The 22,910-nt window shown below is 64.7% G+C and carries 28 protein-coding genes; 22 read left to right on the plus strand and 6 right to left on the minus strand.

Annotation, left to right across the window (positions count from 1 at the left end; genetic code table 11):
• Positions 1 to 17: 17 nt before the first annotated feature.
• Both Q0L57_RS00295 and Q0L57_RS00300 read left to right on the plus strand, forming a co-directional pair.
• Complete coding sequence (locus Q0L57_RS00295; protein ID WP_296736166.1) at positions 18 to 641, plus strand: hypothetical protein; 624 nt, start codon at positions 18 to 20, stop codon at positions 639 to 641.
• 6 nt (positions 642 to 647) lie between these two features.
• Complete coding sequence (locus Q0L57_RS00300) at positions 648 to 1,496, plus strand: 23S rRNA (adenine(2030)-N(6))-methyltransferase RlmJ (RefSeq protein ID WP_296736168.1); 849 nt, start codon at positions 648 to 650, stop codon at positions 1,494 to 1,496.
• A 15-nt stretch (positions 1,497 to 1,511) separates the two neighbouring features.
• On the opposite strand, the gene Q0L57_RS00305 is transcribed toward Q0L57_RS00300, so the two are convergent.
• Positions 1,512 to 2,270: a helix-turn-helix domain-containing protein gene (locus Q0L57_RS00305; RefSeq protein WP_296736171.1), complete on the minus strand. Its 759-nt coding sequence runs from the start codon at positions 2,268 to 2,270 to the stop codon at positions 1,512 to 1,514.
• Positions 2,271 to 2,415: 145 nt separating this feature from the next.
• On the opposite strand from Q0L57_RS00305, the gene Q0L57_RS00310 reads away from it, so the two are divergent.
• The 3 genes from Q0L57_RS00310 to Q0L57_RS00320 all read left to right on the plus strand — a co-directional run bounded on the left by Q0L57_RS00310 (position 2,416) and on the right by Q0L57_RS00320 (position 3,783).
• Positions 2,416 to 2,838, plus strand: coding sequence for a VOC family protein (locus Q0L57_RS00310; protein WP_296736174.1), 423 nt, complete (start codon positions 2,416 to 2,418; stop codon positions 2,836 to 2,838).
• A gap of 19 nt (positions 2,839 to 2,857) precedes the next feature.
• Complete coding sequence (locus tag Q0L57_RS00315) at positions 2,858 to 3,220, plus strand: DoxX family protein (RefSeq protein WP_296736175.1); 363 nt, start codon at positions 2,858 to 2,860, stop codon at positions 3,218 to 3,220.
• A 110-nt stretch (positions 3,221 to 3,330) separates the two neighbouring features.
• Positions 3,331 to 3,783 (plus strand): hypothetical protein, encoded by a 453-nt coding sequence (locus Q0L57_RS00320; RefSeq protein ID WP_296736178.1) that lies wholly within the window; start codon positions 3,331 to 3,333, stop codon positions 3,781 to 3,783.
• 74 nt (positions 3,784 to 3,857) lie between these two features.
• On the opposite strand, the gene Q0L57_RS00325 is transcribed toward Q0L57_RS00320, so the two are convergent.
• The 3 genes from Q0L57_RS00325 to Q0L57_RS00335 form a co-directional block, all read right to left on the minus strand.
• On the minus strand, positions 3,858 to 5,126 hold the full coding sequence (locus Q0L57_RS00325) for an RNA polymerase sigma factor (protein WP_296736181.1): 1,269 nt from the start codon (positions 5,124 to 5,126) through the stop codon (positions 3,858 to 3,860).
• A complete protein-coding gene (locus tag Q0L57_RS00330) occupies positions 5,123 to 5,527 on the minus strand; it encodes a YciI family protein (protein WP_296736184.1) in 405 nt (134 codons plus the stop codon). Before Q0L57_RS00330 ends, Q0L57_RS00325 begins: the two co-directional genes overlap by 4 nt.
• Before the next feature lie 98 nt (positions 5,528 to 5,625).
• Positions 5,626 to 6,216 (minus strand): TetR/AcrR family transcriptional regulator, encoded by a 591-nt coding sequence (locus tag Q0L57_RS00335; protein WP_296736348.1) that lies wholly within the window; start codon positions 6,214 to 6,216, stop codon positions 5,626 to 5,628.
• 100 nt (positions 6,217 to 6,316) lie between these two features.
• On the opposite strand from Q0L57_RS00335, the gene Q0L57_RS00340 reads away from it, so the two are divergent.
• The 4 genes from Q0L57_RS00340 (at position 6,317) to Q0L57_RS00355 (ending at position 9,155) form a co-directional block, all read left to right on the plus strand.
• Positions 6,317 to 6,847 carry a DinB family protein gene (locus tag Q0L57_RS00340; RefSeq protein ID WP_296736187.1) on the plus strand — a complete coding sequence of 177 codons (531 nt, stop codon included), beginning with the start codon at positions 6,317 to 6,319 and terminating at the stop codon, positions 6,845 to 6,847.
• 423 nt (positions 6,848 to 7,270) lie between these two features.
• The gene (locus Q0L57_RS00345; protein ID WP_296736189.1) at positions 7,271 to 7,687 is read left to right on the plus strand and encodes a hypothetical protein; all 417 of its coding nucleotides are present in this window, start codon (positions 7,271 to 7,273) and stop codon (positions 7,685 to 7,687) included.
• A gap of 269 nt (positions 7,688 to 7,956) precedes the next feature.
• Entirely contained in the window at positions 7,957 to 8,553 is a 597-nt protein-coding gene (locus tag Q0L57_RS00350) for a glutathione S-transferase (protein ID WP_296736190.1), read from the plus strand.
• 227 nt (positions 8,554 to 8,780) lie between these two features.
• Complete coding sequence (locus Q0L57_RS00355) at positions 8,781 to 9,155, plus strand: TfoX/Sxy family protein (RefSeq protein ID WP_296736193.1); 375 nt, start codon at positions 8,781 to 8,783, stop codon at positions 9,153 to 9,155.
• 240 nt (positions 9,156 to 9,395) lie between these two features.
• Here the strand turns inward: Q0L57_RS00355 and Q0L57_RS00360 are convergent, their stop codons facing one another.
• Positions 9,396 to 10,052, minus strand: a complete 657-nt coding sequence (locus Q0L57_RS00360) for an outer membrane protein (RefSeq protein ID WP_296736196.1) — start codon at positions 10,050 to 10,052, stop codon at positions 9,396 to 9,398.
• A gap of 412 nt (positions 10,053 to 10,464) precedes the next feature.
• On the opposite strand from Q0L57_RS00360, the gene Q0L57_RS00365 reads away from it, so the two are divergent.
• The 12 genes from Q0L57_RS00365 to Q0L57_RS00420 all read left to right on the plus strand — a co-directional run bounded on the left by Q0L57_RS00365 (position 10,465) and on the right by Q0L57_RS00420 (position 21,639).
• Complete coding sequence (locus tag Q0L57_RS00365; RefSeq protein ID WP_296736199.1) at positions 10,465 to 11,229, plus strand: SDR family oxidoreductase; 765 nt, start codon at positions 10,465 to 10,467, stop codon at positions 11,227 to 11,229.
• Complete coding sequence (uvrC, locus tag Q0L57_RS00370) at positions 11,226 to 13,298, plus strand: excinuclease ABC subunit UvrC (RefSeq protein ID WP_296736202.1); 2,073 nt, start codon at positions 11,226 to 11,228, stop codon at positions 13,296 to 13,298. The genes Q0L57_RS00365 and uvrC overlap by 4 nt, the downstream gene beginning before the upstream one ends.
• A 152-nt stretch (positions 13,299 to 13,450) precedes the next feature.
• Positions 13,451 to 14,047, plus strand: a complete 597-nt coding sequence (gene pgsA, locus Q0L57_RS00375; protein WP_296736205.1) for a CDP-diacylglycerol--glycerol-3-phosphate 3-phosphatidyltransferase — start codon at positions 13,451 to 13,453, stop codon at positions 14,045 to 14,047.
• Between the two features lie 5 nt (positions 14,048 to 14,052).
• A complete protein-coding gene (moaD, locus tag Q0L57_RS00380) occupies positions 14,053 to 14,310 on the plus strand; it encodes a molybdopterin converting factor subunit 1 (RefSeq protein ID WP_127861528.1) in 258 nt (85 codons plus the stop codon).
• A 1-nt stretch (position 14,311) separates the two neighbouring features.
• The gene (locus tag Q0L57_RS00385; RefSeq protein ID WP_296736223.1) at positions 14,312 to 14,788 is read left to right on the plus strand and encodes a molybdenum cofactor biosynthesis protein MoaE; all 477 of its coding nucleotides are present in this window, start codon (positions 14,312 to 14,314) and stop codon (positions 14,786 to 14,788) included.
• Between the two features lie 78 nt (positions 14,789 to 14,866).
• Positions 14,867 to 15,634: a YbaY family lipoprotein gene (locus Q0L57_RS00390; RefSeq protein ID WP_296736224.1), complete on the plus strand. Its 768-nt coding sequence runs from the start codon at positions 14,867 to 14,869 to the stop codon at positions 15,632 to 15,634.
• A 179-nt stretch (positions 15,635 to 15,813) separates the two neighbouring features.
• Positions 15,814 to 16,686, plus strand: a complete 873-nt coding sequence (locus Q0L57_RS00395; RefSeq protein ID WP_296736227.1) for an amino acid ABC transporter permease — start codon at positions 15,814 to 15,816, stop codon at positions 16,684 to 16,686.
• A gap of 44 nt (positions 16,687 to 16,730) precedes the next feature.
• Positions 16,731 to 17,492: an amino acid ABC transporter ATP-binding protein gene (locus Q0L57_RS00400; RefSeq protein ID WP_296736229.1), complete on the plus strand. Its 762-nt coding sequence runs from the start codon at positions 16,731 to 16,733 to the stop codon at positions 17,490 to 17,492.
• A gap of 37 nt (positions 17,493 to 17,529) precedes the next feature.
• Positions 17,530 to 18,669 (plus strand): N-methyl-L-tryptophan oxidase, encoded by a 1,140-nt coding sequence (gene solA, locus Q0L57_RS00405; protein ID WP_296736232.1) that lies wholly within the window; start codon positions 17,530 to 17,532, stop codon positions 18,667 to 18,669.
• Between the two features lie 68 nt (positions 18,670 to 18,737).
• On the plus strand, positions 18,738 to 19,658 hold the full coding sequence (locus Q0L57_RS00410; protein WP_296736235.1) for an ABC transporter substrate-binding protein: 921 nt from the start codon (positions 18,738 to 18,740) through the stop codon (positions 19,656 to 19,658).
• Positions 19,659 to 19,691: 33 nt separating this feature from the next.
• Positions 19,692 to 20,453 carry a glutamine amidotransferase gene (locus tag Q0L57_RS00415; RefSeq protein WP_296736236.1) on the plus strand — a complete coding sequence of 254 codons (762 nt, stop codon included), beginning with the start codon at positions 19,692 to 19,694 and terminating at the stop codon, positions 20,451 to 20,453.
• A 169-nt stretch (positions 20,454 to 20,622) separates the two neighbouring features.
• Positions 20,623 to 21,639, plus strand: a complete 1,017-nt coding sequence (locus Q0L57_RS00420; RefSeq protein WP_296736239.1) for a LacI family DNA-binding transcriptional regulator — start codon at positions 20,623 to 20,625, stop codon at positions 21,637 to 21,639.
• 261 nt (positions 21,640 to 21,900) lie between these two features.
• Here the strand turns inward: Q0L57_RS00420 and Q0L57_RS00425 are convergent, their stop codons facing one another.
• Positions 21,901 to 22,368, minus strand: coding sequence for a cupin domain-containing protein (locus tag Q0L57_RS00425; RefSeq protein WP_296736241.1), 468 nt, complete (start codon positions 22,366 to 22,368; stop codon positions 21,901 to 21,903).
• Between the two features lie 63 nt (positions 22,369 to 22,431).
• Here Q0L57_RS00425 and Q0L57_RS00430 point away from each other — a divergent pair, with 63 nt between their 5' ends.
• Positions 22,432 to 22,887, plus strand: coding sequence for a MarR family winged helix-turn-helix transcriptional regulator (locus Q0L57_RS00430; protein ID WP_296736243.1), 456 nt, complete (start codon positions 22,432 to 22,434; stop codon positions 22,885 to 22,887).
• The last annotated feature ends 23 nt before the right edge of the window (positions 22,888 to 22,910 follow it).

Consider the following 22,910-nt stretch of genomic DNA (forward strand, 5'->3'; position numbering starts at 1 on the left):
ACTAACCAGGGCCTTCCATGCGCTTGCTGTCCATCCTGCTTATTGTCGCCGGCGCAGCCATCGGCGTCTTCTACCCCTGGGCGACGAGCAATTTCTCCGGCAGTACCATCGGCACCTACAGGGTCTATGAAGGCGGCCGTTTCCGGCCAGTCACGGTGCAACTGGCGGCAAACGATGCGCCGGTGAGGGTGCTGGTCGACCTCACCGCGCTGGCCGAGCGCGTCGCCTCGCAGCAGCGCACCGTGCTGGCGCTGACCGCGACGAGCGGCGGCCGCACGGTGCTGGCCTCGAAGCTGTCCTTCAACCACACCGACAATCCGCGCGAGGCCAGCCCGCAACTGCCAGGCAAGATCTTTCGCGACGAGGCGGGCGTCATCGGGACTGTCAGTCCCGGCGCCTATGTCTTCACGGTCGGCCCGGGCGATGCCGGCGGCATCGACATGCGGGCGGTAGACCTGATCTTGCGCGCCGGCGCCGGTTCGATCGATGAGCGGGCACGGCCGGCCGGCTACGGGTTGATGGGCATCGGCCTTGTCGGGCTGGTGCTTTCGCTTGTCTTCGGTCGCGGCGGAGACCGTCCGCGGAACCCGAACTCGCAGCCGCCGGCGCCGCGCTGGGGCCGCAACGCCTCGCAAAGGTGAGACAGCATGAACTACCGCCACGCCTATCACGCCGGCAATTTCGCAGATGTCGTCAAGCATGCCGTGCTCTGCCGCCTGGTCGACTACCTCAAGCAGAAGGACAAGGCGTTCCGCGTCATCGACACCCATGCTGGCATCGGTCGCTATGACCTCGCTTCGGTCGAAGCCGGCAAGACCGGCGAATGGCAGGGCGGCATCGGCCGGCTCTTCGAGGCCGGGCTCGATCCCAAGGCGGCAGCGCTGCTTCAGCCCTATCTGGATGCCGTGCGGCTGGAAAATCCCGACGGCGGCCTCCGCCGCTATCCCGGCTCGCCCTTGATCGTCCGCCATCTGCTGCGCGATCAGGACCGGCTGACGGCGATCGAACTGCATCCCGACGATGCCGCGCGGCTCAAAAGCGTCTTTGCCGGTGATTTTCAGGTGAGGGTCATCGAACTCGACGGCTGGCTGGCGCTCGGCGCGCATTTGCCGCCGAAGGAGAAGCGCGGCCTCGTCCTCATCGATCCGCCCTTCGAGGAGGGGGGAGAATTCGCCCGCCTCGTCGAGGGTCTGCAAAAAGCCCACCGGCGCTGGCCGGGCGGCACCTACGCGCTCTGGTATCCGATCAAGGACCGCAAGGCGGTCGCTGCCTTCCGTACGGCGTTGAAGGAGGCCGGCATTCCGAAGCTGCTCGATATCGGCTTCGATATACGCCCGCCTTCGGGCGAACCCAGCCTCGACGGCAGCGGGCTGGTGGTGGTCAATCCGCCCTTCACCCTGGAACGCGAACTGCGCCTGCTGCTGCCGGCCTTGCACAAGGCGCTCGTGGTGGAGCAGCCGTCGCGCTGGACGCTCGAATGGCTGGCCGGCGAGTAGGGCGCCCGGGTTCTTCTATGGCAATGCCGACGGCGTGACGCCGGTCAGACGCCGGCTTTCGCGGATCAGATGCGCCTGGTCGGCATAGCCGGCCTCGATGGCCAACTGGGCGGTCGAGGCGCCGCCGGCTCTCCGCTGCAAGCGCCGGTAGCGATGGAAGCGCAGGATGCGGTCGAGGGTCTTCGGGCCATAGCCGAAGGCGTCCTCGAAGCGGCGGCGCAGGGTCCGCTCGCTCACGCTGAGCCGGTCGAGCAGGAAGGGAACCAGCGGCCTCTCGGGCGGCAGGCCCGCATCGAGCAGGTCGAAAGCTTTGCCCATCGGTCGGTCGAGCGCATCGCGCCCTTGCGTATATGCCCCGATTGCCGCTTCCAGCTGGCTTACCATGCCGGCCAGATCTGGCATCGCCCGGATGCGATCCGTCAGCTCCCTGGCGCGCGTGCCCCAGAGATCGCCGAGCTCCAGCCGCCCGCCGACGATCTCGCCGGCCGACACGCCGAGCCAGCCGGCGGCCGCGCCCGGACGGAAGCGGAAGCCGATGATCGTGGCGCCGGCCGGCGGCCTCTCGATCTGCGGGTCCTTGTCCGGTCCGGCAACGCGGAAGCGGCCATCGATCCACTGCAGGTCGATGGTCGCGTCGGGCGTGATCACGATCGGCGGAGCCTCATCATCCTCCATGCGGTGGACCCAGACCGCCGAAAACGCGCTGGACAGACCCGCGCCGGCAGGCCTTTCCCCGAAGAAGCCGGTGGTTTGCGGGGGGACTGCTTCCATCATTCCCAGACCGCTCCCGGCACTTTGGCCGAAATCTTCAATTTCGGCCGCTTCGGCCGTGCCATAACGAATGCGGTTGCGCGGCGCCCTCCGTGCCTTTGCCAAACCGCATCCGCGTCGTTCACGACTATAGAAAGGAGTGAGAGAAATGAAAGCTCGCATCACCGTCCTCACGCTCGGTGTCGATGATCTGGAGGCGTCGCTGAGATTCTACCGAGACGGGCTGGGTCTGCCGACCGAGGGCATCATCGGTCGCGAGTTCGAGCATGGCGCGGTCGCCTTCTTCGATCTCTCCGGCGGCATGAAGTTCGCCATCTACGAGCGGGCCAACATCGCCTATGACGCCGGCGTCCCTCAGGCGCGGCGCAGCCCGACCGAGTTCACCATCGGCCACAATGTGGGCAGCGAAGCCGAAGTCGACATGGTGATGGCCGAGGCGATCAAGGCCGGCGCGCGCCTGGTCAAGCCGGCGCAAAAGACCTTCTGGGGCGGCTATGCCGGCTACTTCCAGGATCCCGACGATCATCTGTGGGAGGTCGTCTACAACCCCGCCTTCGTCCCCGCGGACTGAGGCCATCCGGGAGGCGGGCATGCCTGTACAGACCATCCAGGCGATAGGCGCCTTGCTCATCGGCGGCATGTTCGTCGTCGCAGGGGTCGAGCACTTCGTGAAATTCCGGGCGATGCGCGACTACCTGGCCACCCAGCGGTTTCCGGCCCCGGCCGCCATGCTTGCCGCCGGCTCGGCGGTGCAGATCATCGCCGGGCTCATGCTTCTGCTCGGCATCGCGATGCCTTTCGCCGCCAGCGCGCTCATCGCTTTCACGCTGGCGGCGAATTTCATGCTGCTGCGCTTCTGGGCTTCGCAGGAGCCGGAACGACAGGTGCTGCGCAATGCCTTCCTGGTCAACGTCGCGGTCATCGGCGGCCTGCTGCTCGCAGCGACGGCCTGAGGATCGATGGCGGCTGGAACGAAGCAGTCCGGAAACCATTGTTTTGGCGACCGCTTGACCGTTGCCTGGCGAATCCGCACAGTGCGTGGAACCGATCTTGAGAGGCTGACATGACTCGCTTCGCCCATTCCGCTCTCGCCGCACTGCTCTTGCTTTCGACGCCGTTCGGCACGTCGCTCGGCGTCACCCAGGCGGCGCAGGCCGCCGATCTCTCCAGCTACGGCGGAGACGATGGCAGCGTCTGCGGCCAGCCCTGGGTGCTGAGCAGGATCACCGACCGCTTCACCTATCAGGTGCACAATGTTCCGCACCTGCCCAACGTCGCGATCAAGGACTTCCACAACATCCGCCAGCACCGCTACCAGGCGGCGAGCGACGAGTGGCCGATCGGCCGCCACTATTGCCGCGCCACGGTCAGCCTGTCGGACGGCCGCGACCGTTCGATCTTCTACCTGATCGAGGAAGGCCAGGGCTTTGCCTCGATCGGCGACAATGTCGAGTTCTGCGTGTCCGGCTTCGACCGCTGGATGGTCTACAACGGCCGCTGCCGCGTTCTTCGGTAATATTTGCTGGCTGGTTATTCGCCAAGGTTGGCGCTCCCCGCCAGCCTGCCGGCCCTATTTTCCTGAATCGACGGCTAGTTCTGGGTACCACCGCCGACGCCGGGAGATGCGGCGCGGCCTAGCAGCAAAGCGCGTTCTCTGTCATTCCCAGTCAGCTCGGCGGCGCGCAGAAACTCCGCCCTGGCTTCGTCTGTCCGTCCGAGCTTTTCCAGAAGGTCGCCACGCACCGTGGGCAGCAGATGCGAGTCCTTGAGCCGCGGCTCGCCCCTCAGCGCGTCGGCCACCGCCAGCCCCTGCGCCGGCCCGAACGCCATGCCGACCGCGACCGCCCGGTTGACTTCGACGATGGGCGAGGGCGCGGCCAGAGCGAGCGCCTGGTAATAGGCGGCAATCGCGATCCAGTCGGTGTCGGCGGCGGTCGCGGCGCGGGCGTGGCAGGCGGCGATCATCGCCTGCAGCAGGAAGGGGCCGGGCGTCGTCGTCAGCGCCATCGCGCGGTTTAACCTGTCGAGGCCGCGACGGATCAGCGACCAATCCCAGCGGCCGCGGTCCTGATTGAGCAGCAGGATCGGATTGCCGGACTTGTCGGTGCGGGCGGCAAAACGCGAGGCGCTGAGTTCCATCAGCGCCATCAGTCCCAGTGTCTCAGGCTCGTCCGGCATCAGCGCGGCCAGCAAGCGTCCAAGCCGCATCGCCTCGCCGCTGAGGTCCGCGCGCAGCCAGTCGGATCCCGCCGACGCCACATAACCTTCGTTGAAGATCAGGTAGACCACTTCCAGCACCGCGCCGAGGCGTTCGCGGCGCTCCACGCCGCGCGGCGTCTCGAAAGCTATGCCGGCATCGCGCAACGCCCGCTTGGCGCGCACTATGCGCTGCGCGACGGTTGCCTCGGGCACTAGGAAGGCGCGGGCGATCTCGGGCGTCGAGAGCCCGCCCAGCAGCCGCAAGGCGAGGGCCGCGCGCTGCTCGGCCGGCAGCACCGGATGGCAGGCGGTGAAGATCAGCCGTAGCAGGTCGTCGCCGATGTCTTCGTCGAGCGCCGCCTCGATGTCCGGCACCTCGCGTTCTAACGCGGCCATGTCGATCGCCAGCTCGCGATGCTTGCCGTCGATGAGCGTGGTGCGGCGCAACCGGTCTAGCGCACGGTTTGTGGCGACCCGCGTCAGCCATGCGGCCGGATTGTGCGGGATGCCCTCGCGAGGCCAGCGCTCGAGCGCTGTCACGAAAGCATCCTGCACCACCTCCTCGGCCAGCCCGATATCGCGCAGATGGCGGGCGAGCCTGGCGGCGAGCTTCGGCTGCTCGATCCGCCACACCGCTTCGATGGTCGCGGTGGCAGTCAACCCTTCATCTCGTTGAAGCCTTCGGCCGCCTTCTGCACGTCTTCCGGAAAATCGCTCATCTCCTGGACGCGGCGGACCTCGATGACGTCGTTCTCGCCGGCGGGGCAGCGGCGGGCCCATTCGATGGCTTCCTCGCGCGAGCGCACGTCGATCATCCAGTAGCCGCCCAGCACCTCCTTGACCTCGGCGAAAGGGCCGTCTGTGACGGTCGGCTTGCCGCCCTTGAAGCTGACCCTTGCGCCGGCGGAAGGCGGATGCAGCCCGTCGAGCGCGAGCAGAATGCCGGCCCGTTTCAGCTCCTCATTGTACTTCATCATCTGTTCCACAGCCTTGGCGCTGGGCATGACATCGGGCGCCGCGGTGGCGTAGCCGCCGGGGATCATCAGCATCATGAAACGCATGGGTATCTTCCTCTCGTTGAGTTGGTTGCGATCATACGACGAACGGTGTTTGGCGGAATCGACAAAGCGGGCGAACAAAAAAGTTCGAGCCGGAAACCTCAGACTGTCCTGGCGCCCGACAGATAGGCCGAGATCAGCTCGACGAGCTGCTTCTGCAATTCCGGGGCGTCGAGCATGTTGCGGCGCGCCGCATTGTGGATCACGCCCTCGATCGCCGACGAAAGCACGCGCGCCACCGTCTGCGTGTCCTTCAGGCGCTTGCGGTACTGCGCCACCGCCGCCGCGTACTGTTCGAGATAACGCGACTGGAACGAAGCATGCGCGGCGCGCGAGCCGCGGTCGCTAGGCGCCTCGTCGAGCAGCACCTGGTGCAGCGTTGGATGGACGCTGTGCGTGGCGATCATGCCGCGCACCAGTTCGCGCGCGAACTGCCGCAGCGGCTTCTGTTCGGCGGCCGCGTCGCGGATGACCGACAGCACATGGTCGAAGTGGCGGCGGCGGATCGCCTCGACCAGGGCAAGCTTGTCGGGGAAATACTGGTAGAGCGAGCCGATGCTGACGCCGGCAGCCTCCGCCACCTTGTTCGTGCTGAAGCCCGCCCAGCCGGCCTCGCTCAGAACGTGAGCACCGGCTTCAATTATCGCCTCGACGGTCGCGATCGAACGCGCCTGGCGCGGCTGCTTGCGCATGCGCGGAGCTGGCTTTGCAATGCGAGTAGACATGGCGGCCGGCCTTGCTGAGAATATAAACAAGATACTCACATTCGCGATTAAAGCAACGGAGCCGGAAATGAGCGCCTCGACCTTGCTGCGCAGCCTCCTTGTCTACCAGGCCTGGGCCAATGATGAACTGCTGGAGAAACTCGCCAGCCTCGACAGGCATCGGCACGAGAAGGAACGGCATGCCGCGCTCCGCCTGATGAACCACATCCACGTCGTGTCGCGTATCTTCGCGGCTCATCTGGCCGGGACTGCCCATGGCTATGCAAGCGACAACACCGAGGAAACGCCTGAGCCGGCCGAGCTGCGCGCGGCCGTGGCGGCAGGCGACCGCTGGTATCTCGACTATCTCGAAACCCTTGGCGAGCACCGGCTTTTGGAGCCTGTCGCCTTCACCTTCACCGATGGCGACAAAGGCTGCATGACCAGACAGGAGATGCTCACCCATGTAGTCCTGCATGGCGGCTATCATCGCGGCGAGGTCGGCCGCATTCTGGCCGGGATCGCGGTCTCGCCGCCCTGGGACACCTACGCGGTCCATCTGCACCGGGCCGATCCGTCGCGCCGGATGCACGTGGAGCGATCGCCGGTCGAGGCCTGATCTGTCCTTGTTAATGTGAGCTTTAAGCTCAGTTTCCACGGGCCAAGCTTTGTCAAGGCATGCGTCGGCCGCGGCCCCGGTTTGAGCTGTAGATGCACCGGTTGGACAAGATCAAACAGATGAACTCGTCGCCTTAGTCTATTATGAGCGCTGTGCTCACATTCGAGATCAAGTTCGATGCGAGGGCGGCTGGATGATCCGATGATAGAGCGCGTCCTGAATTCTGGATGGTGCGTCTGCACTTGGAAAACGGAAGATTCGATGTCGATTTTTTTGTCGATGCGCTTGCCGCAGGCCTTTATGTAACCAAAATTCAATAACTAAAAATCATTGTGTTGCTTCGCTGGCTAGACAGTCGCGAGTCAGATATGCATGAGCACGCCGGGTCACTCACGGCCATCGGCAGAACGCAAGGGGCATCGCATGGCAAAGCAGTCAACCAAGGCGCCGGCGGCGAAAGCGCCGGCAAAGAAAGCGGCACCGAAGGCTGCCGCGAAACCTGCAGCAGTGAAGAAGGCAGCGGCACCGAAGGCAGCGGCCGCCAAGGCTCCGGCCAAGGCAGCGGCGAAGCCTGCGGCCAAGCCGGCCGCGAAGGCAGCGGCGAAACCTGCAGCAGTGAAGAAGGCAGCGGCACCGAAGGCAGCGGCCGCCAAGGCTCCGGCCAAGGCAGCGGCGAAGCCTGCAGCCAAGCCGGCGGCAAAGCCGGCCGCGAAGGCCGCGGCGAAACCCGCAGCCAAGGCGCCGATGAAGGCAGCCGCCGCCAAGGCACCGGCAGCTGTGAAGAAGGCGGCGCCCGCGGCGAAGCCGAAGGCAGCCGCCAAGGCGCCGGCCAAGAAGTAATTGTGTAGCTTCGCTCGCGAACCCCGACAGGTGAGGGTGGGTGCCGCTGGCGCCCCTCTCGCCGGTTCGGCGTGACAGCCGGCGAAGTCGGAGCACTGGCTCCTCTTTGAAAAGCTCCCGGACTTGCCTTCGGCAAATTTCCGGGAGCTTTTTTGTTTCCTGGCTCTGAAGAGCTGTTGCATTGCATTGGCCGCGCGGTTTCGCCCCGCTGGCTGTTGCCCTGCAGGCCGTGATCGGCCAACACTGCGCAAACAATCAGGGAACCGATCATGCCGAAGCTGCTCTATGCCTCCACTTCTCCCTACAGCTCCAAGGTGCGCATGGCGGCGGCCTATGCCGGCATCGCGATCGAGCTCGAGCCGGTCAAGACAGAGGACAAGCCGGCCGACCTCATCGCTGCCAATCCGCTCGGCAAGATCCCTGTTCTGGTCTTGGATGACGGCCGCACGGTGCACGACAGCCGCGCCATCACCCAGCATCTCAACCGCGTTTCGAAGAACGCGCTGTTCCCGCGCAACGCCGACAAGCGGCTCGAGGCGGAGGTGCTGGAAGCGACGGCCGACGGCATATGCGACTGCGCGCTGTCGATGGTCTATGAGCGGCGCACGCGTCCCGAGGCAATGATCTACCAGCCCTGGCTCGACCGCCAGTGGGCGAAGATCACCGCCGCCCTCGACTTGCTCAACGCCAATCCGCCGAAGCTGCCGAAGAAGATCACCGCCGGCCACATGGCGCTGCGCGCGTGCCTCGGCTATCTCGCGCTACGCTTCGGCGGCCAGTGGGAAAAGGGCCGCAGCCGGCTCGTGCGCTGGGCCGCTCGCTTCGACGAGAAGTTCCCGGAGTTGAAAGGGTGCGTGCCGGGGTAAGGTGCTTTCCTTCTCCCCTTGTGGGAGAAGGTGGATCGGCGCGATAGCGCCGAGACGGATGAGGGGTGTTCCAGCGGAGTGAGACGCCGGTGGCATCTGGAGCACCCCTCATCCATCGCCTTCGGCGACACCTTCTCCTACAAGGGGAGAAGGGGAGGCCGGCGCTCCACCTTGAAAAGTCCCTGGTTTTCATGCTTGGCTGACGTGACGCAATCGCGGAGGCAGGCATGGCAAAACCGGCCGCCAAAACCAACATCGAGCCCGACCCGATGGTCGGGCGCCTGCGCGCCGCTCTCGGCAAGCGCGCCTTCACCGAGCAGAAGATGTTCGGCGGCACTTGCTTCATGATCAACGGCAACATGCTGATAGGCACGTCGAAGCGCGGGCTCCTGGTGCGTGTCGGCAAGGACGGGCATTCGGCGGCCGTCGCCCGTCCCTACGCAAGCCCGATGGAGATGGGCGGGCGTTCGATGGAGGGCTACCTCCATGTCGCGCCGGAGGGCACGGCAAGCGAAGCCGACCTCGCCAGCTGGCTCGATCTCGCGCTGGTCTTCGTCGAGACGCTGCCGCCCAAGGTCAAATCCGCGAAGAAGCGGGTTTGAGGCAACTAATGCATGTCGCCCAAAAGTGCGCAGCGGTTTTGGGACAACGACATGCATCAAAACAAATGCATGTCGCCCAAAAGTGCGCAGCGGTTTTGGGACAACGACATGCATCAAAACAAAGACTTAAAGCGCGTCGCGTGAATTCGTTCAAACGCGACGCGCTTTAGGCCGGCAAACGCCGGGCACAAAAAAAGCCGGGCACGCGGCCCGGCTTTTTCGTGTCGTGGCTTGGACGACTTAGAACTTCATACCGACGCCGAAGGTGACGCGGTTGTCGGTCGACTTGACCTTGCCCACATCGGCGAAGTCCTTGCTGCCGAAGTCGGTGTAGCGGTATTCGACGCGGCCGAAGACATTGTCGGTGATCTTGATGTCGGTGCCGACACCAGCGGTCCAGCCGAACATGCCCTTGCTTTCGCTGGCGCCGGAGACGTCATCCGTGATCTTCTGGTTCTTGGCGGCGAGACCGCCCGTACCATAGAGCAGGATTTCCGGGCTCACGGCATAGCCGAGGCGAGCGCGCAGCGAACCCTCAACGCCGGACTTGGCGCTGATGCCGTTGCTGGAACCCTTGGTGCCGTTGTAGCCGAGATCAGCCTCGGCGCCGTACACGAAGTTCTCCTGCTGCCAGTTGTAGCCGCCGAAGACGCCGCCGATGAAGCCCTTGGTGCCGATATTGGTGCCGGCATCCTTGGCATTGGCGTGGCCGCCGAAGCCGTAGCCGACGCTGAGACCGGCATACGGGCCGGCCCACGAAGCGACGGGCAGTTCAGCAACCGGAGCGGGTGCCGGCGGCTCTTCCTGAACCACGTCCGCGGCATAAGCGGTACCGCCGAGGGCGAAGAGCCCGAGCGCAACCGCGATGGGCCGCGCAAACTTGAGATTGGCTTGCATTATTCTTTACTCCTTAAGCCACAAGACACTTAGGCTTGTTTGTTCATGAACGCCCCGGCCCGTCCGGGGGGATAAACGGGCCTGGCGCTCAACGGTTCCAAATGTCGTGCTGAAATGCGGCGGCAGCGAACCTGAACTTGGGTCATTCCCCGGCACCAATAAGGCGGAACCTTGACGTTGCATCTTCGCAACAGCGAATGTCAGCAGGCTAATCATGTTGCGCTGCACACCGCTTGGTTCAAGGGGTGCAGCATCATATATTGCGGTATGACGTGCCCGAATCCGGGCAAGGTGAAAGCGCGTCGAGACCGCTTCGCCACATTCCCGCCGCAGGTGGAAATGGCATTTAACGTTTGGCCCGTCATATTGTGCCGGCTTCGCAGAATCGTGAAGCCGATTGAGGATTGACAAGATGAGACAAGCCGCTGGCGTGGCGCTGGTAACCGGTGGGGCGAAGCGGATCGGCAAGGCGATCGTCGAGGACCTCGCCGCGCACGGTTTCGCCGTCGCCATCCATGCCAACCGCTCAGGCACGGAGGCCGAAGCCCTGGCCAGCCGCATCAAGGACGAGGGCGGCCGCGCCACAGTTATTGCCGCCGACCTCACCGACATGGACGCTGTCGGCGATCTCGTCGGCCGTTCGGAGGCCGCGCTCGGGCCGGTCACGCTCCTTGTGAACAACGCCTCCCTGTTCGTCGATGACAGTGTCGAGGATTTCGACTGGCAGGCCTGGGATCGTCACTTCGCCATCCATGTGAAGACGCCGGCCTTGCTGGCGCAGAATTTTGCCCGTGCCCTGCCGGAAGGCGAGGAGGGGCTGATCGTCAACATCATCGACCAGCGCGTCTGGCGGCCGACGCCGCGTTACTTGTCCTATGCGCTGTCGAAGGCGGCTTTGTGGACGCAGACCCAGATGCTGGCGCAGGCGCTTGGTCCCCGCATTCGCGTCAACGCCATCGGCCCCGGCCCGACGCTCAAGAACAAGCGCCAGGACGACGACGATTTCGGCAAGCAGGTCGAAGGATTGATCCTCAAGCGCGGCCCGCAATTGCCGGAATTCGGCGCCACCATCCGCTACCTCTGGGAAGCGCGCTCTGTCACCGGCCAGATGATCGCGCTCGACGGCGGCCAGCATCTTGCGTGGCAGACGCCGGATGTGACAGGCATGGTGGAATGAGTCCTGCCCAAAAACACAACCGCAACGGCGCCGCCGACGATCTGCCGCCCGACATCGATATCGAGGACGAGGCGGCCGAGGAGATCGTCGAGCCGGAGGCTGAGCCCGCCGGCCCCGATCTCGCTTTCACCGCGATAGACTGGACGCCGCATGCCGGCGATGCCGACGGCATGGTCGGCGCCGAGGTGATTCAGACCTTCGTCAAGCGGCTGCCCAACCAGCCGGGCGTCTACCGCATGATGAACGCCGCCGGCGACGTGCTCTATGTCGGCAAGGCGCGCAGCCTGAAGAAGCGCGTCACCAACTATGCGCAGGGGCGCTTCCACACCGCCCGCATCGGCCGCATGGTGCGCGAGACGGCGACGATGGAATTCGTCGTCACCCGCACTGAGATCGAGGCGCTGCTGCTCGAGGCGAACCTCATCAAGCGGCTCAGGCCCCGCTTCAACGTGCTGATGCGGGACGACAAGTCGTTCCCCTACATCCTGCTTACCGGCGACCATGTTTCGCCGGGCATCTACAAGCATCGCGGCGCGCGCTCGCGCAAGGGCGACTATTTCGGGCCGTTCGCCTCGGCCGGCGCGGTCGGGCGCACCATCAATTCGCTCCAGCGCGCCTTCCTGCTTCGCAGTTGCACCAACTCCTTCTACGAAAACCGCACGCGACCCTGCCTGCTCTACCAGATCAAGCGCTGTGCCGGCCCATGCACCGGCGAGATTTCGCATCAGGGCTACGCCGAACTCGTCGCGGAGGCGAAGGATTTTCTCTCCGGCCGTAGCCAGAAGGTGAAGACCGAGATTTCGGCCGCCATGCAACAGGCTTCCGAAGAGCTCGATTTCGAGCGCGCGGCGATCTATCGCGACCGCCTTGCGGCGCTCTCGCATGTGCAGGCGCATCAGGGCATCAACCCGCAGACGGTGGAGGAGGCCGACGTCTTCGCCATCCACCAGGAAGGCGGCCAGACCGGCATCCAGGTGTTCTTCTTCCGCACCGGCCAGAACTGGGGCAACCGCGCCTATTTCCCCAAGGCCGATCCGGCACTGGAACCGGCCGAGGTGCTGGGATCGTTCCTGGCGCAGTTCTATGACGACAAGCTGCCCGCCCGCACCATCCTTCTCTCCCAGACGGTGCAGGACCAGGAACTGCTGGCCGAGGCGCTCTCCACCCGCGCCGGCCGCAAGGTGGCGATCTTTGTGCCGCAGCGCGGCGAGAAGAAGGACCTGACCGACCACGCGCTGCAGAATGCGCGCGAGGCCCTCGGCCGCAGGCTCGCGGAAACCTCCACCCAGGCGCGACTGCTGCAGGGATTTGCCGAGACCTTCGGCCTGGAAAAGCCGCCGGCGCGCATCGAGGTCTACGACAACTCGCACATCATGGGCACCAATGCGGTCGGCGCCATGGTCGTCGCCGGTGCCGAAGGCTTCGTGAAGAACCAGTACCGGAAGTTCAACATCCGCTCGACCGAGATCACGCCCGGTGACGATTTCGGCATGATGCGCGAAGTGATGCAGCGCCGATTCTCGCGACTGCTGCGCGAGCATGGCGACGCCCAGCCGGGCGCGGACACGGAAGACGATGGCGGCGACGATCTGGTCGGCGGCAATGGCGGCTTTCCGGCCTGGCCCGACGTGATCCTGATCGACGGCGGCCAGGGCCAGATGACGGCGGTGCGCCAGATTCTCTCGGACCTTGGCGTCGAGGACCGGGTCGTCGCCATCGGCATCGCCAAGGGACCGGACCGCGACGCCGGTCGCGAGCGCTTCTTCGTCAAGGGCAGGGACTCCTTCATGCTGCCGGTGCGCGATCCGGTGCTCTATTTCGTCCAGCGCCTGCGCGACGAGGTGCACCGCTTCGCCATCGGCTCGCATCGTGCCCGCCGCAAGAAGGAGATGGTGAAAAGCCCGCTCGACGAGATCGCCGGCATCGGTCCCGGCCGCAAGCGCGCGCTGCTGCTCGCCTTCGGTACCGCCAAAGCGGTCAGCCGCGCCGCGGTCGAGGACCTGGTCAAGGTCGACGGCATTTCCGAGCATGTGGCGAAGCTGGTCTACAATCATTTTCATGAGAGCTGATCGTGAGGTACCCCCCTCTGGCCTGCCGGGCAGAGGGGGAACCTCGCGCCGAACTCACGCCAATTTTCCCTGGCCAATCGAATCTCGGCTGTTGACCCCCCACATTGGCTTCTGATTTGAGTACCTGAAGTGGAAAGAGTTCCCGATCAGACATGGCCCAGCGCGCGTTCAACCTACCGAACATCCTGACCTATGCCCGCATCATCGCGGTGCCGCTGGTTGTGCTGTGCTTCTTTCTCGAGGGCCATCTGAAGTCTTCCGATTTCGCCCGCTGGTCGGCGCTGGTGATCTTCCTGCTGGCCTCCATCACGGATTACTTCGACGGCTATCTGGCGCGCGCCTGGCAGCAGACCTCCAACATCGGCAAGATGCTCGACCCGATCGCCGACAAGCTTTTGGTCGCGACCTGCCTTCTGCTGCTTGCCGCCGACACCGACCGCCATGCCGGCATCGCCGGCTGGTCGCTCTGGGCGGCGATCATCATCCTGTGCCGCGAGATCCTGGTTTCGGGCCTGCGCGAATATCTGGCCGCCTTGAAAGTGTCGGTGCCGGTCACGCAGCTCGCCAAATGGAAGACCACGATCCAGATGGTCGCCATCGCTTTCCTGCTGGCGGGCCCTGCCGGCGACAAGATCTTCCCGCTCACCACGCAGACCGGGCTGGTGCTATTGTGGGTCGCTGCGCTGGTGACGCTCTATACGGGTTATGATTATTTCCGCGCCGGCCTGAAGCACATCATGGACGAGTAAGCGCGATGTCGACGAAACTCATCTATTTCGCCTGGGTGCGCGAGCGGATCGGCAAGCCCGAAGAGGATGTCGAGCTGCCGGCCGGCATCGAGACGGTCGCCGACCTGTTGCGCTGGCTGAAGTCGCGCGGCGAGGAATACGAGAACGCGCTGCAATATCCCGACGTCATCCGCGTCGCCATCAACCAGGAACATGTCGGCCACCGCGAGAAGATAGCGGGCGCGCGCGAGATCGCGCTGTTTCCGCCGATGACCGGAGGCTGAGATGGCCGGCGCCGCCGTGCCCGCCATCCGCATCCAGCGCGAGGACTTCGAGGTCGCCGCCGAGATCGCCGCGCTGACCAGGGGCCGCGCCGACATAGGCGCCGTCGTCACTTTCTCCGGCCTTTGCCGCGACGAGCAGGGCACGCTTTCGGCTCTTGAACTCGAGCATTATCCGGGTATGGCCGAGGCCGAGATCGGCCGCATCGCCGCCGAGGCCGTGGAACGCTGGCCGCTGCAAGGGCTGACCGTCATCCACCGCCACGGAAAGATCGCGCCCGGTGAAAACATCGTGCTGGTGGTGGCGGCCTCGTCGCACCGCCAGGCGGCCTTCGAGGCGGCGAACTTCCTGATGGATTACCTCAAGTCGCGCGCGCCCTTCTGGAAGAAGGAGCACCTCGCCGATGGCTCCGCAGGCGGCTGGGTCGAGGCCAAGGAGGCCGACGACAAGGCTGCGGACCGCTGGAAATCGGGCGAATAAATCACGTCTCGGCCATTCAATGACCGCAATCCTTCCGGACCTTGCAAATCGGTTTGATTTGCTTGGCGGAGCACGGTCATGCTGGACAGGATTGCTGAATTCTTCATCTTCGGGCTGGTGCCGCTGGTGGTCGGCGTGCTTGCCGTGCCGGAAATCTCCGGCGCCGCCGAAAGGACGATTGTCGGCGAGGTGACCTATCGCGAGCGTATCGCGCTGCCGCCCAACGCCATACTCTCGGTCGAGCTCGCCGATGTCTCGCTGGCGGATGCGCCCGCGACGGTGATCGGTCAACGCAAGGTGGTGCCGGCCGGCCAGGTGCCGATCAAATTCGAGATAGGCTTCGATTCCAAGGCGATCCGCGCCGGCAGGACCTATGCACTGCAGGCCCGCATCACCGTCGACGATCGTCTGTTGTTCATCACCGACACCCGCCATCAGGTCGATCCGCTCGCCGGCAAGCCGCAGAACGTCGTGATGAAGATGGCGGCGCCCTCGATCGAACCGGAAGCCGCCGCGCTCTACGACCAGAGCTGGCTCATCGAGTATATCGACGGCATCGGCGCGATCGCCGAGCCGCAGGCGACGTTCCGCGTCAGCGAGGCCGGAAAGGCCGGCGGTAAAGGCCCGTGCAACACCTATTTCGCCACCGCGAGCGTCGACGGGCACAAGATCGCCATCGGCGATATCGGCTCGACCTACATGGCCTGCGCGCCGAAGGTGATGGCCGAGGAGAGGGCGCTGTTCGATGCGCTCAGCAGGGCGGCATCCTACCAGATCGAAGCCGGCAAGCTCACCATCGCCGACAAGGACGGCCGCGACATCCTGCGCTTCAACGCCGCGAGCTGACAGCAACGGCCGGCCCCGGTCAAGCCGCGCCTCGGATCGACAATTAACCCGCCGACGTTCGGACACGCACACGCCAGACCGTGAGGCCGATGCACGATTCGCATCTGCCGCGGATCGAATCTGAATTGACAAGATATCGATTTCTAATAGTCTGAAATCGATATCTGAGCGAGGTTGGCGTGAAAAACACGGTTTCCCAGGATATTCCCGAGCGGCCATTCCTTTCCGGCAGGCCGAGGGCTCTCGGGCGGGGCAAGCGCGCCGCCGTCACCGCCATGGTGGTCGCGCTGCTGTTCGTTCTGGCGCTGCGGGTCGTCGCCAGCGGGGCGATCAACTGGCAGATTACTTTCGGCTTCTTCTTCCATTCGGCCATCCTCGACGGCCTTGTCATGACGCTAGAACTGACGGCGCTGTCGATGATCGTCGGCGTGCTCCTGGGCATAGCGCTCGCCGTCATGGCGATCTCGCGCTATCCGGCCGTGTCGGCGGCGTCCGCCCTCTATGTCTGGGTGTTCCGCGGCACGCCGCTCCTCGTCCAGCTGATCTTCTGGTTCAACATCGCGCTCGTCTTCCCGGTGGTGGGGATCGGCCCGTGGCAGGTGCCCATCAACAGCCTGGTGACGCCCTTCGCGGCTGCTTTGCTCGGGCTTGGCCTCAACGAAGCCGCCTACATGGCCGAGATCGTGCGCGCCGGTATCAAGTCGGTTGACAGCGGGCAGAGCGAGGCGGCCGTCAGCGTCGGCCTCAACCGTCGCCAGGTGATGAACAGCGTGATCCTGCCGCAGGCACTCAAGGTCATCATCCCGCCGACCGCCAACCAGACGATCGGCATGCTGAAGAACACCTCGCTGGTCTCGGTCATCGGCGCGCAGGAGCTCCTGACCAAGACGGAAGACATCTACGCTCGAAATTTCCAGGTGATCGAGCTGCTGATCGTGGCCTCGCTCTGGTACCTCGTGCTGACCACCGTCGCGTCCGCCGTGCAGTTCTGGCTGGAACGCCGGTTCGGGGATAGCCGCGCGGTCGAAGTCATCGCCGGTGTCCAGCCATGACCGTCGTTCCGTTGTCCGTGCGCCCGGCGGAAAGGGAGACCGCGATGCAACCGACGCTCAGCGCGCGTCACATCGGCAAGGCGTTCGGGGCGCATGTCGTGCTTACCGACGTCTCGCTCGACGTGGACCGTGGCGAGGTCGTCTGCATCATCGGGCCGTCGGGGTCAGGCAAGAGCACTTTCCTGCGCTGCATCAACTTCCTCGAAGTACCCGATGCCGGCGGCGTCTGGGTCGAGGGCGAGCGCGTCGGCTGCCAGGAGCTGGATGGCGTTCTCTGGGAGGTTCCTTCAGCCGTCCTTGCCCGGCAGCGCGCCGCCATGGGCATGGTGTTCCAGCGCTTCAATCTCTTCGGCCACCTGACGGCAGTCGACAATGTCGCCCTGGCGCTGAGGCTGGTGAAGCGCATGCCCCGGCAGCAGGCGCGTGAACGGGCGCTCTCGGTGCTTGCCTCGGTTGGCATGGATCGCTTCGCAGGCCATCGCCCGTCGCAGCTTTCCGGCGGTCAGCAGCAGCGCGTCGCGATTGCCCGGGCGGTGGCCATGGATCCGAAGGTGCTGCTGTTCGACGAGCCGACTTCGGCGCTCGACCCGGAGCTTGTGCACGAGGTGCTGTCGGTGATGGGGAGCCTGGCGGGGCAGGGCATGACGATGGTCGTGGTCACCCATGAGATCGGCTTCGCGCGTGAGGTCAGCAACCGCACCGTCTTCATGGACGGCGGCAGCATCGTGGAGCAGGGCCAGTCGGCGCAGGTTCTCGGCCAGCCGTCCGAGCCGCGCACCAAGGCATTCCTGTCGAAGATCAAATGAGGAGCAGCCTGCACCGCAGGCAAGCAGAGTGAGCGGAATGAAAGCCAGGAAGATTGCCGTCGTTGGTGTCGGCGCGATGGGAAGCATGGCGCTGTGGCAATTGGCCAGGCGAGGGCACAACGTTGTCGGCTTCGACCGCATGGGCGTGCCACATGACACCAGCGCGCACGGGGCGGAGTCCCGCATCTTCCGTCTCGCCTACCGTGAGGGCAAGGAGTACATCCCGCTCCTCAAGCGCTCGCTCGAGCTGTGGCGGGAATTGCAGTCGACTTCGGATCGCAAGTTCCATTTTCCGATCGGCTGCCTCTACATCGGCGAACGCGGCGCCGATTGGCTCGATGGAACCATCGATGGCGCGCGCGAGCATGACGTGCGCCATGAGGTGCTCGACGAGCACGAGCTTCGCCGGCGCTTTCCCCAGCACAGACTCGACGGCGGCGAGTTCGCCCTGCTCGACACCGACGGCGCCCTGCTGCGGCCCGAACTGGGCGTAAGGGCAGCCGTTAGAGCCGCACAGGCCGCGGGGGCTACCTTGCACCAGGGCCGGGCGGTCGAGCGCGTCGTGCCCGAGGCGGACGGCGTGGCGATCACCGTCGCCGGCAACACCGAGCGTTTCGATGCAGCGGTCGTCACATGCGGCGCCTGGGGCACGCGGCCGATCGAAGGTGCTTCGCCGCAATTCATCGCCCGGCGTCTCGTCGGCACCTGGTTCGGGGTCGACGATGTCGCGGCCTATCTGCCGGAGCGCTTTCCGGTGTGTATCCGGCGCACTTCAGAAATCGATTACTCGGGCTTCCCGTCGATGGATGGCTGGACGATCAAGATTATGCCGCCCGTCAATTTCCTGAGCAACATCGATCCTTCCCGCGTCGACCGCACGGTCTCCTACGAAGACACCGCCATCATGCGCCGCGTGGCGCGCACGCTGCTCGAAGGGGTCGATCCGGAGCCAGTGCGCTCCGGCGTCTATCTCGACGGCTTCACCACCGACAACCACCCGATCATCGACCACCATCCCGCCAGCGAGCGGATCGTCATCGCCGCCGGCTTCTCCGGCCATGGCTACAAGATGGCGCCGGCGGTCGGCGTCGCAGTCGCCGATCTCATCGACAGCGGAGGGGACAATTACGTCCGCCACCATTTCTCGGCCCATCGGCCGACCCTGCAGGTGGCTTGAGCAGTTCAAAACCGGCCGTCGGGCTGGGGCAACCGACCGCGTCAAGCGGCAAACAGAGGAGAACGGCAATGAGCATTCTTTCCACCGTCGCACGGGCGGTAGCCCTCGCATCAGCGCTCGCGGGCGGCACCTTGGCGGCGTGCGCCGCTGATCTGAAGATCGGACCGAATGGCACTCCGCTGACGGTCGATACCGCGGCCGACCTGGCCGCCAAGGTCCCGGACGCCTTCAAAGGCGGCACGCTCAAGATCGCGACCGATCCCAGTTCGCCGCCTTACACCTACTACCAGGCCGATGGCCAGACGCTGATCGGCTCCGACATCGATCTCGGCAACGCCGTCGCGGCCAAGCTCGGCCTCAAGGCAGAATGGTCGGCCGTGAAGTTCCCCGGCATCATCGCGGCGATCGAGGCCAAGCGCTTCGACACTGCGCTCACCGGCATGGGCGACACGCCGGCGCGCGAGCAGAAGCTGGACTTCGTCGACTATTCCACGGACGGCAACGCCATCGTCGTGCTGAAGGGCAACCCGCTGGCGATCAAGACCATAGCCGACCTGTGCGGCAGGCATGTCGCGGTGCTGCAGGGCTCGGTCATGCAGGGGCTCGTCGAGAAGCAGGACGGCAAGTGCGCCGACAAGAAGATCGACATCCAGGTCTTTCAGGACATCAACCAGGCGCTGCTTCAGGTCCGCACCAAGCGCGCCGACGCGACCATGTACCAGTATGGCGTCGCGGCCTATGTGATCCAGACGTCGCCTGACGCCGCGGGCCTCGAAGTGCTCGCCTTCGAGCAGTACGGCACCGGCTACAACGCCATGCCTTTCCGCAAGTCCGACAGCGGCCTGCGCGACGCGGTGCAGGCGGCGCTGAGCGCGATGAAGGCCGACGGCAGCTACGAGAAGATCCTCACCGCATGGGGCATGCAGGCCAATGGCCTCGAAAAGATCACCGTCAATGACGGGCTGCGCTTCAACCAGCCGAGCAATTGAAGGCTCGCCGAAATACCGCAAGGAGAAATGAAAATGGCAGTTCGAATTCTGTATTGTGGGGACACCCAGGCCGAAACGCTGATCACGGCGAAAGGCATGGATACGTTCATCCACAATTACTACCGGGATTCGGCGCGCGTGCTGCGGGAGGCGTTGAGCCCGCGGCCCGGCATCGAACTCACCCACATGCCGGCCGACAAGATACGCGCTGAGTTTCCGATGACGCCGGAGCAGTTCGCGCAGTGGGATGTCATCATCCTCAGCGATGTCGGCTACAACAACTTCGCGCTCTTGCCGGGCAACCGCGAACGCCTGGTGCCGATGGGGCCGGACCGCATCGGCAATTTCCGCAAATGGGTCGAGGGCGGCGGCGGCCTCATCATGGCCGGCGGCTACACCACTTTCTCCGGCATCGAGGGCAAGGGCATCTGGGGCGGCACGCCGATCGAGGCGGTGCTGCCCGTCACGATCATGCGCGGTATCGACGATCGTATCGAGGTTCCGGACGGCGCCACCCTGGATGTGGCGGTGGCCGATCATCCGATTCTGAAGGGCGTCGCGTTCGACAAGGATCGCATCATCCTCGGCTACAATCAGGTGACCGCGAAGTCCGACGCCAAGGTGCTGATGAAAGTGCGCGGTGACGTGTTCATGGCGGTGACCGAAGTCGGCAAAGGACGTTCGATTGCCTATACGACCGACCCTGTATATCACTGGTGCGGTAATCTTCATGAGTGGGAAGCTTATGGCCTGATGTGGGAACGCATGGCCAAGTGGGCGGCACGCGAAATCTAGGATTTCGACTTGTCAGGGGAAGCGAGCTGCGACGATTTTCGGTTTTGTTTGAAATCCCGTAGCAACGACTGCTCAGGCTTCGCTGCCGTGAATGTTTTATAGTTACAAGGACCGGCCGACCCTTTTGGAGTCGGCCGGTCCCCAACGATCATCGCTGTCGGGAATCGATTTGACTGCCACCATCTACGATGTCGCCCGTCACGCCCAAGTCTCGGCCGCCACGGTGTCGCGCGTGGTCAATGGCCTCAAGGTTCGCGAGGATCTGGCCGAACGCGTGAAAGCCTCTGTGTCGGAGCTCGGTTACCGGCCGAGCCGCACGGCCCAGCGGATGCGCACCTCGGCCTCGCATCTGTGGGCACTGATCGTGCCCGATTTCGAGAACACCTTCTTCACGCGCCTTGCGCGCGGCCTCGAGCAGGTTTGCCGACCGAACGACACTTGCGTCTTCATAGGCAGTTCGGATGACGATCCAGAGAAGGAGGGCCACTATCTCGATGTCGCCCTGGCGGAGCGAGTTGGCGGCGTGGTGATCGCGCCGTCCTCGGACGCGACCGACCTGACGAAGGTCGCCGAGGCCGGGATTCCCGTGGTCGTCGTGGACAGGGCCCTGCCGGGCAACGCCTATGACACCATCCTGACCAACAACCTCTCGGGCGGCGCGCTCGCTGCCGGGTATCTTGACGGCGCCGGCTTTCGCAAGGCGGTTTGCATCGCCGGCCCGCTGAATCCCACCAGCGACGCGCGCCTGCAAGGCTTCGTCGAGGCGGCGAAAGGCAAGAGCGGCCTCGACATCGTTCGCATCGAGCATGCCAACAATCGGGTGGATGGCGGCTATCTCGCCATGCGGCGCATTCTGGAGGAACGGACGGCCTTCGATTGCCTGTTCGTCACCAACAACCTCATGGCCGTCGGTTCGATCAAGGCGCTGGAGGATGTTGCGCCCGGCCGCAAGGACGACATCGGCATCGTCGGCTTTGATCTCAAGGAAATTCCGCTTCTCACCGGTAAGCACATCGCCTCGATCGACCAGGATCCCCACGAAATAGGCCGTATCGCCGGCGAGCGCATCCTGGAGCAGAGGCAGGGCGGATCAGGCCCAGGTTGCTGGATCGAGCTGTCGCCTGCGCTGGCCACGTTCGACGGCAATCCAGCTTTGGCTTTGTCCCGTCGTCCGTCCAGCCGATGAGCATGCGGTGACGATTGACCGAGCCGCCGCGATGACATTGGCTTGCCCAATGGGAGGGTTTCCACGAAGCCGCCCTTGTGGGCTGATGATTCCTGCCAGGCGTTCGTTCGCGCGGAACCATCGCGGCGCACGCGCTCGAGGCCGCCACCGCCAGGCAGCGAACTCGATCCCGCTATGCGAAAGGGCAGCCTTCCGTCGGCATGAAGGGGACGCGCAGGGACGACTAAATCGTCATTTGCATTCCTGGAATGGCGCCCAGGTTCAGAGCGCGGGCGTGAGGCCGTGCCGCTGCATGATCTCCATCATCTTCGCGCGATCGGGTGGGCCGCCCGCGGCCGCGTTGAGAACGGCAAAGGCGTCCCGGAAATAGTCCGGCCCGATCGCCGCTGGCGTCGCCACGCAGAGCACCTTGGCAGCGTGGATGCCGTTGTTGTCGAAACGATGCACCGCACCGCGCGGAATGCACAGCGCCTGTCCAGGGCCGACGTCGTGCGGGTGGCCGTCGACGGTCCAGGTCAGCGTTCCCTCAACCCCGTAGATGGTTTCCTCGAAGTGGTCGTGGCTGTGTGCCGGGGCGAGCAACCGCTTCGAGCCGGGCACCGTTACCTCGAAAGCCGCGATGCTGCCGCCGGACTGCTCGCCGGTGAGCAGGAAGTGCACGGTGACGCCGTCATGGCTGAAAGTTTCCTCCGCCGGATTGACACGGATCTGGCTGGCTTTCCCTAGCATTTAATCCTCCCTTGTGGTAAATCGAATTTACTGAATGAGTAAACTCAATTTACTGGACTGTCAATGCCTCAGTTCTCGGACGACCCGCCAAGGAAGCCTCCACTGATCGGCGCGCTGCTTCGCGTGCCAGCCATGGCCATTCACCGCAAGCTCATCCGGGAGTTGCGCGCGTCGGGTTTCGAGGACCTGAGCCCGCCGCATATGGCGGTGATCCAGTATCCCGGTCCCGACGGCATGCGGCCAAGCGTGCTTGCAGAGCGCGCCGCCATGAGCAAGCAGGCCATGAACCAGTTGCTCAAGACGCTGGAGGGGATGGGCTACATCAGCCGAGGCGCTTCGCCTGAGGACGGGGGTGGGACGGTCGTTCATTTCACCGACCGCGGCCGCGCCGCTTACGACAAGATGGCTGAAATCCTCTTGGATATCGAGCGGGAATGGACCGAGGAACTGGGCGAAAGGCGCTTCCACGAGCTCAAGGCTCTGCTCGGCGACCTCTGGGATACGCCCTTGATCCGCTGACCCACGGATTGACCGCGCGGCGG

It is taken from the genome of Mesorhizobium sp. (assembly GCF_024509055.1).
GTDB lineage: Bacteria > Pseudomonadota > Alphaproteobacteria > Rhizobiales > Rhizobiaceae > Mesorhizobium.

Excerpts from the sequence above, each read along its gene's own strand:
- Q0L57_RS00425 (WP_296736241.1), bottom strand. The coding sequence starts at position 22,368 with ATGCTAGGGAAAGCCAGCCAGATCCGTGTCAATCCGGCGGAGGAAACT.
- Q0L57_RS00340 (WP_296736187.1), top strand. The coding sequence starts at position 6,317 with ATGAGCGCCTCGACCTTGCTGCGCAGCCTCCTTGTCTACCAGGCCTGG.
- Q0L57_RS00300 (WP_296736168.1), top strand. The coding sequence starts at position 648 with ATGAACTACCGCCACGCCTATCACGCCGGCAATTTCGCAGATGTCGTC.
- solA (WP_296736232.1), top strand. The coding sequence starts at position 17,530 with ATGAAAGCCAGGAAGATTGCCGTCGTTGGTGTCGGCGCGATGGGAAGC.
- Q0L57_RS00415 (WP_296736236.1), top strand. The coding sequence starts at position 19,692 with ATGGCAGTTCGAATTCTGTATTGTGGGGACACCCAGGCCGAAACGCTG.
- Q0L57_RS00320 (WP_296736178.1), top strand. The coding sequence starts at position 3,331 with ATGACTCGCTTCGCCCATTCCGCTCTCGCCGCACTGCTCTTGCTTTCG.
- Q0L57_RS00355 (WP_296736193.1), top strand. The coding sequence starts at position 8,781 with ATGGCAAAACCGGCCGCCAAAACCAACATCGAGCCCGACCCGATGGTC.
- Q0L57_RS00295 (WP_296736166.1), top strand. The coding sequence starts at position 18 with ATGCGCTTGCTGTCCATCCTGCTTATTGTCGCCGGCGCAGCCATCGGC.
- Q0L57_RS00310 (WP_296736174.1), top strand. The coding sequence starts at position 2,416 with ATGAAAGCTCGCATCACCGTCCTCACGCTCGGTGTCGATGATCTGGAG.
- Q0L57_RS00400 (WP_296736229.1), top strand. The coding sequence starts at position 16,731 with ATGCAACCGACGCTCAGCGCGCGTCACATCGGCAAGGCGTTCGGGGCG.
- Q0L57_RS00385 (WP_296736223.1), top strand. The coding sequence starts at position 14,312 with ATGGCCGGCGCCGCCGTGCCCGCCATCCGCATCCAGCGCGAGGACTTC.
- Q0L57_RS00335 (WP_296736348.1), bottom strand. The coding sequence starts at position 6,216 with ATGCGCAAGCAGCCGCGCCAGGCGCGTTCGATCGCGACCGTCGAGGCG.
- Q0L57_RS00360 (WP_296736196.1), bottom strand. The coding sequence starts at position 10,052 with ATGCAAGCCAATCTCAAGTTTGCGCGGCCCATCGCGGTTGCGCTCGGG.
- pgsA (WP_296736205.1), top strand. The coding sequence starts at position 13,451 with ATGGCCCAGCGCGCGTTCAACCTACCGAACATCCTGACCTATGCCCGC.
- Q0L57_RS00350 (WP_296736190.1), top strand. The coding sequence starts at position 7,957 with ATGCCGAAGCTGCTCTATGCCTCCACTTCTCCCTACAGCTCCAAGGTG.
- Q0L57_RS00305 (WP_296736171.1), bottom strand. The coding sequence starts at position 2,270 with ATGATGGAAGCAGTCCCCCCGCAAACCACCGGCTTCTTCGGGGAAAGG.
- Q0L57_RS00430 (WP_296736243.1), top strand. The coding sequence starts at position 22,432 with ATGCCTCAGTTCTCGGACGACCCGCCAAGGAAGCCTCCACTGATCGGC.
- Q0L57_RS00315 (WP_296736175.1), top strand. The coding sequence starts at position 2,858 with ATGCCTGTACAGACCATCCAGGCGATAGGCGCCTTGCTCATCGGCGGC.
- moaD (WP_127861528.1), top strand. The coding sequence starts at position 14,053 with ATGTCGACGAAACTCATCTATTTCGCCTGGGTGCGCGAGCGGATCGGC.
- uvrC (WP_296736202.1), top strand. The coding sequence starts at position 11,226 with ATGAGTCCTGCCCAAAAACACAACCGCAACGGCGCCGCCGACGATCTG.
- Q0L57_RS00410 (WP_296736235.1), top strand. The coding sequence starts at position 18,738 with ATGAGCATTCTTTCCACCGTCGCACGGGCGGTAGCCCTCGCATCAGCG.
- Q0L57_RS00365 (WP_296736199.1), top strand. The coding sequence starts at position 10,465 with ATGAGACAAGCCGCTGGCGTGGCGCTGGTAACCGGTGGGGCGAAGCGG.
- Q0L57_RS00390 (WP_296736224.1), top strand. The coding sequence starts at position 14,867 with ATGCTGGACAGGATTGCTGAATTCTTCATCTTCGGGCTGGTGCCGCTG.
- Q0L57_RS00345 (WP_296736189.1), top strand. The coding sequence starts at position 7,271 with ATGGCAAAGCAGTCAACCAAGGCGCCGGCGGCGAAAGCGCCGGCAAAG.
- Q0L57_RS00330 (WP_296736184.1), bottom strand. The coding sequence starts at position 5,527 with ATGCGTTTCATGATGCTGATGATCCCCGGCGGCTACGCCACCGCGGCG.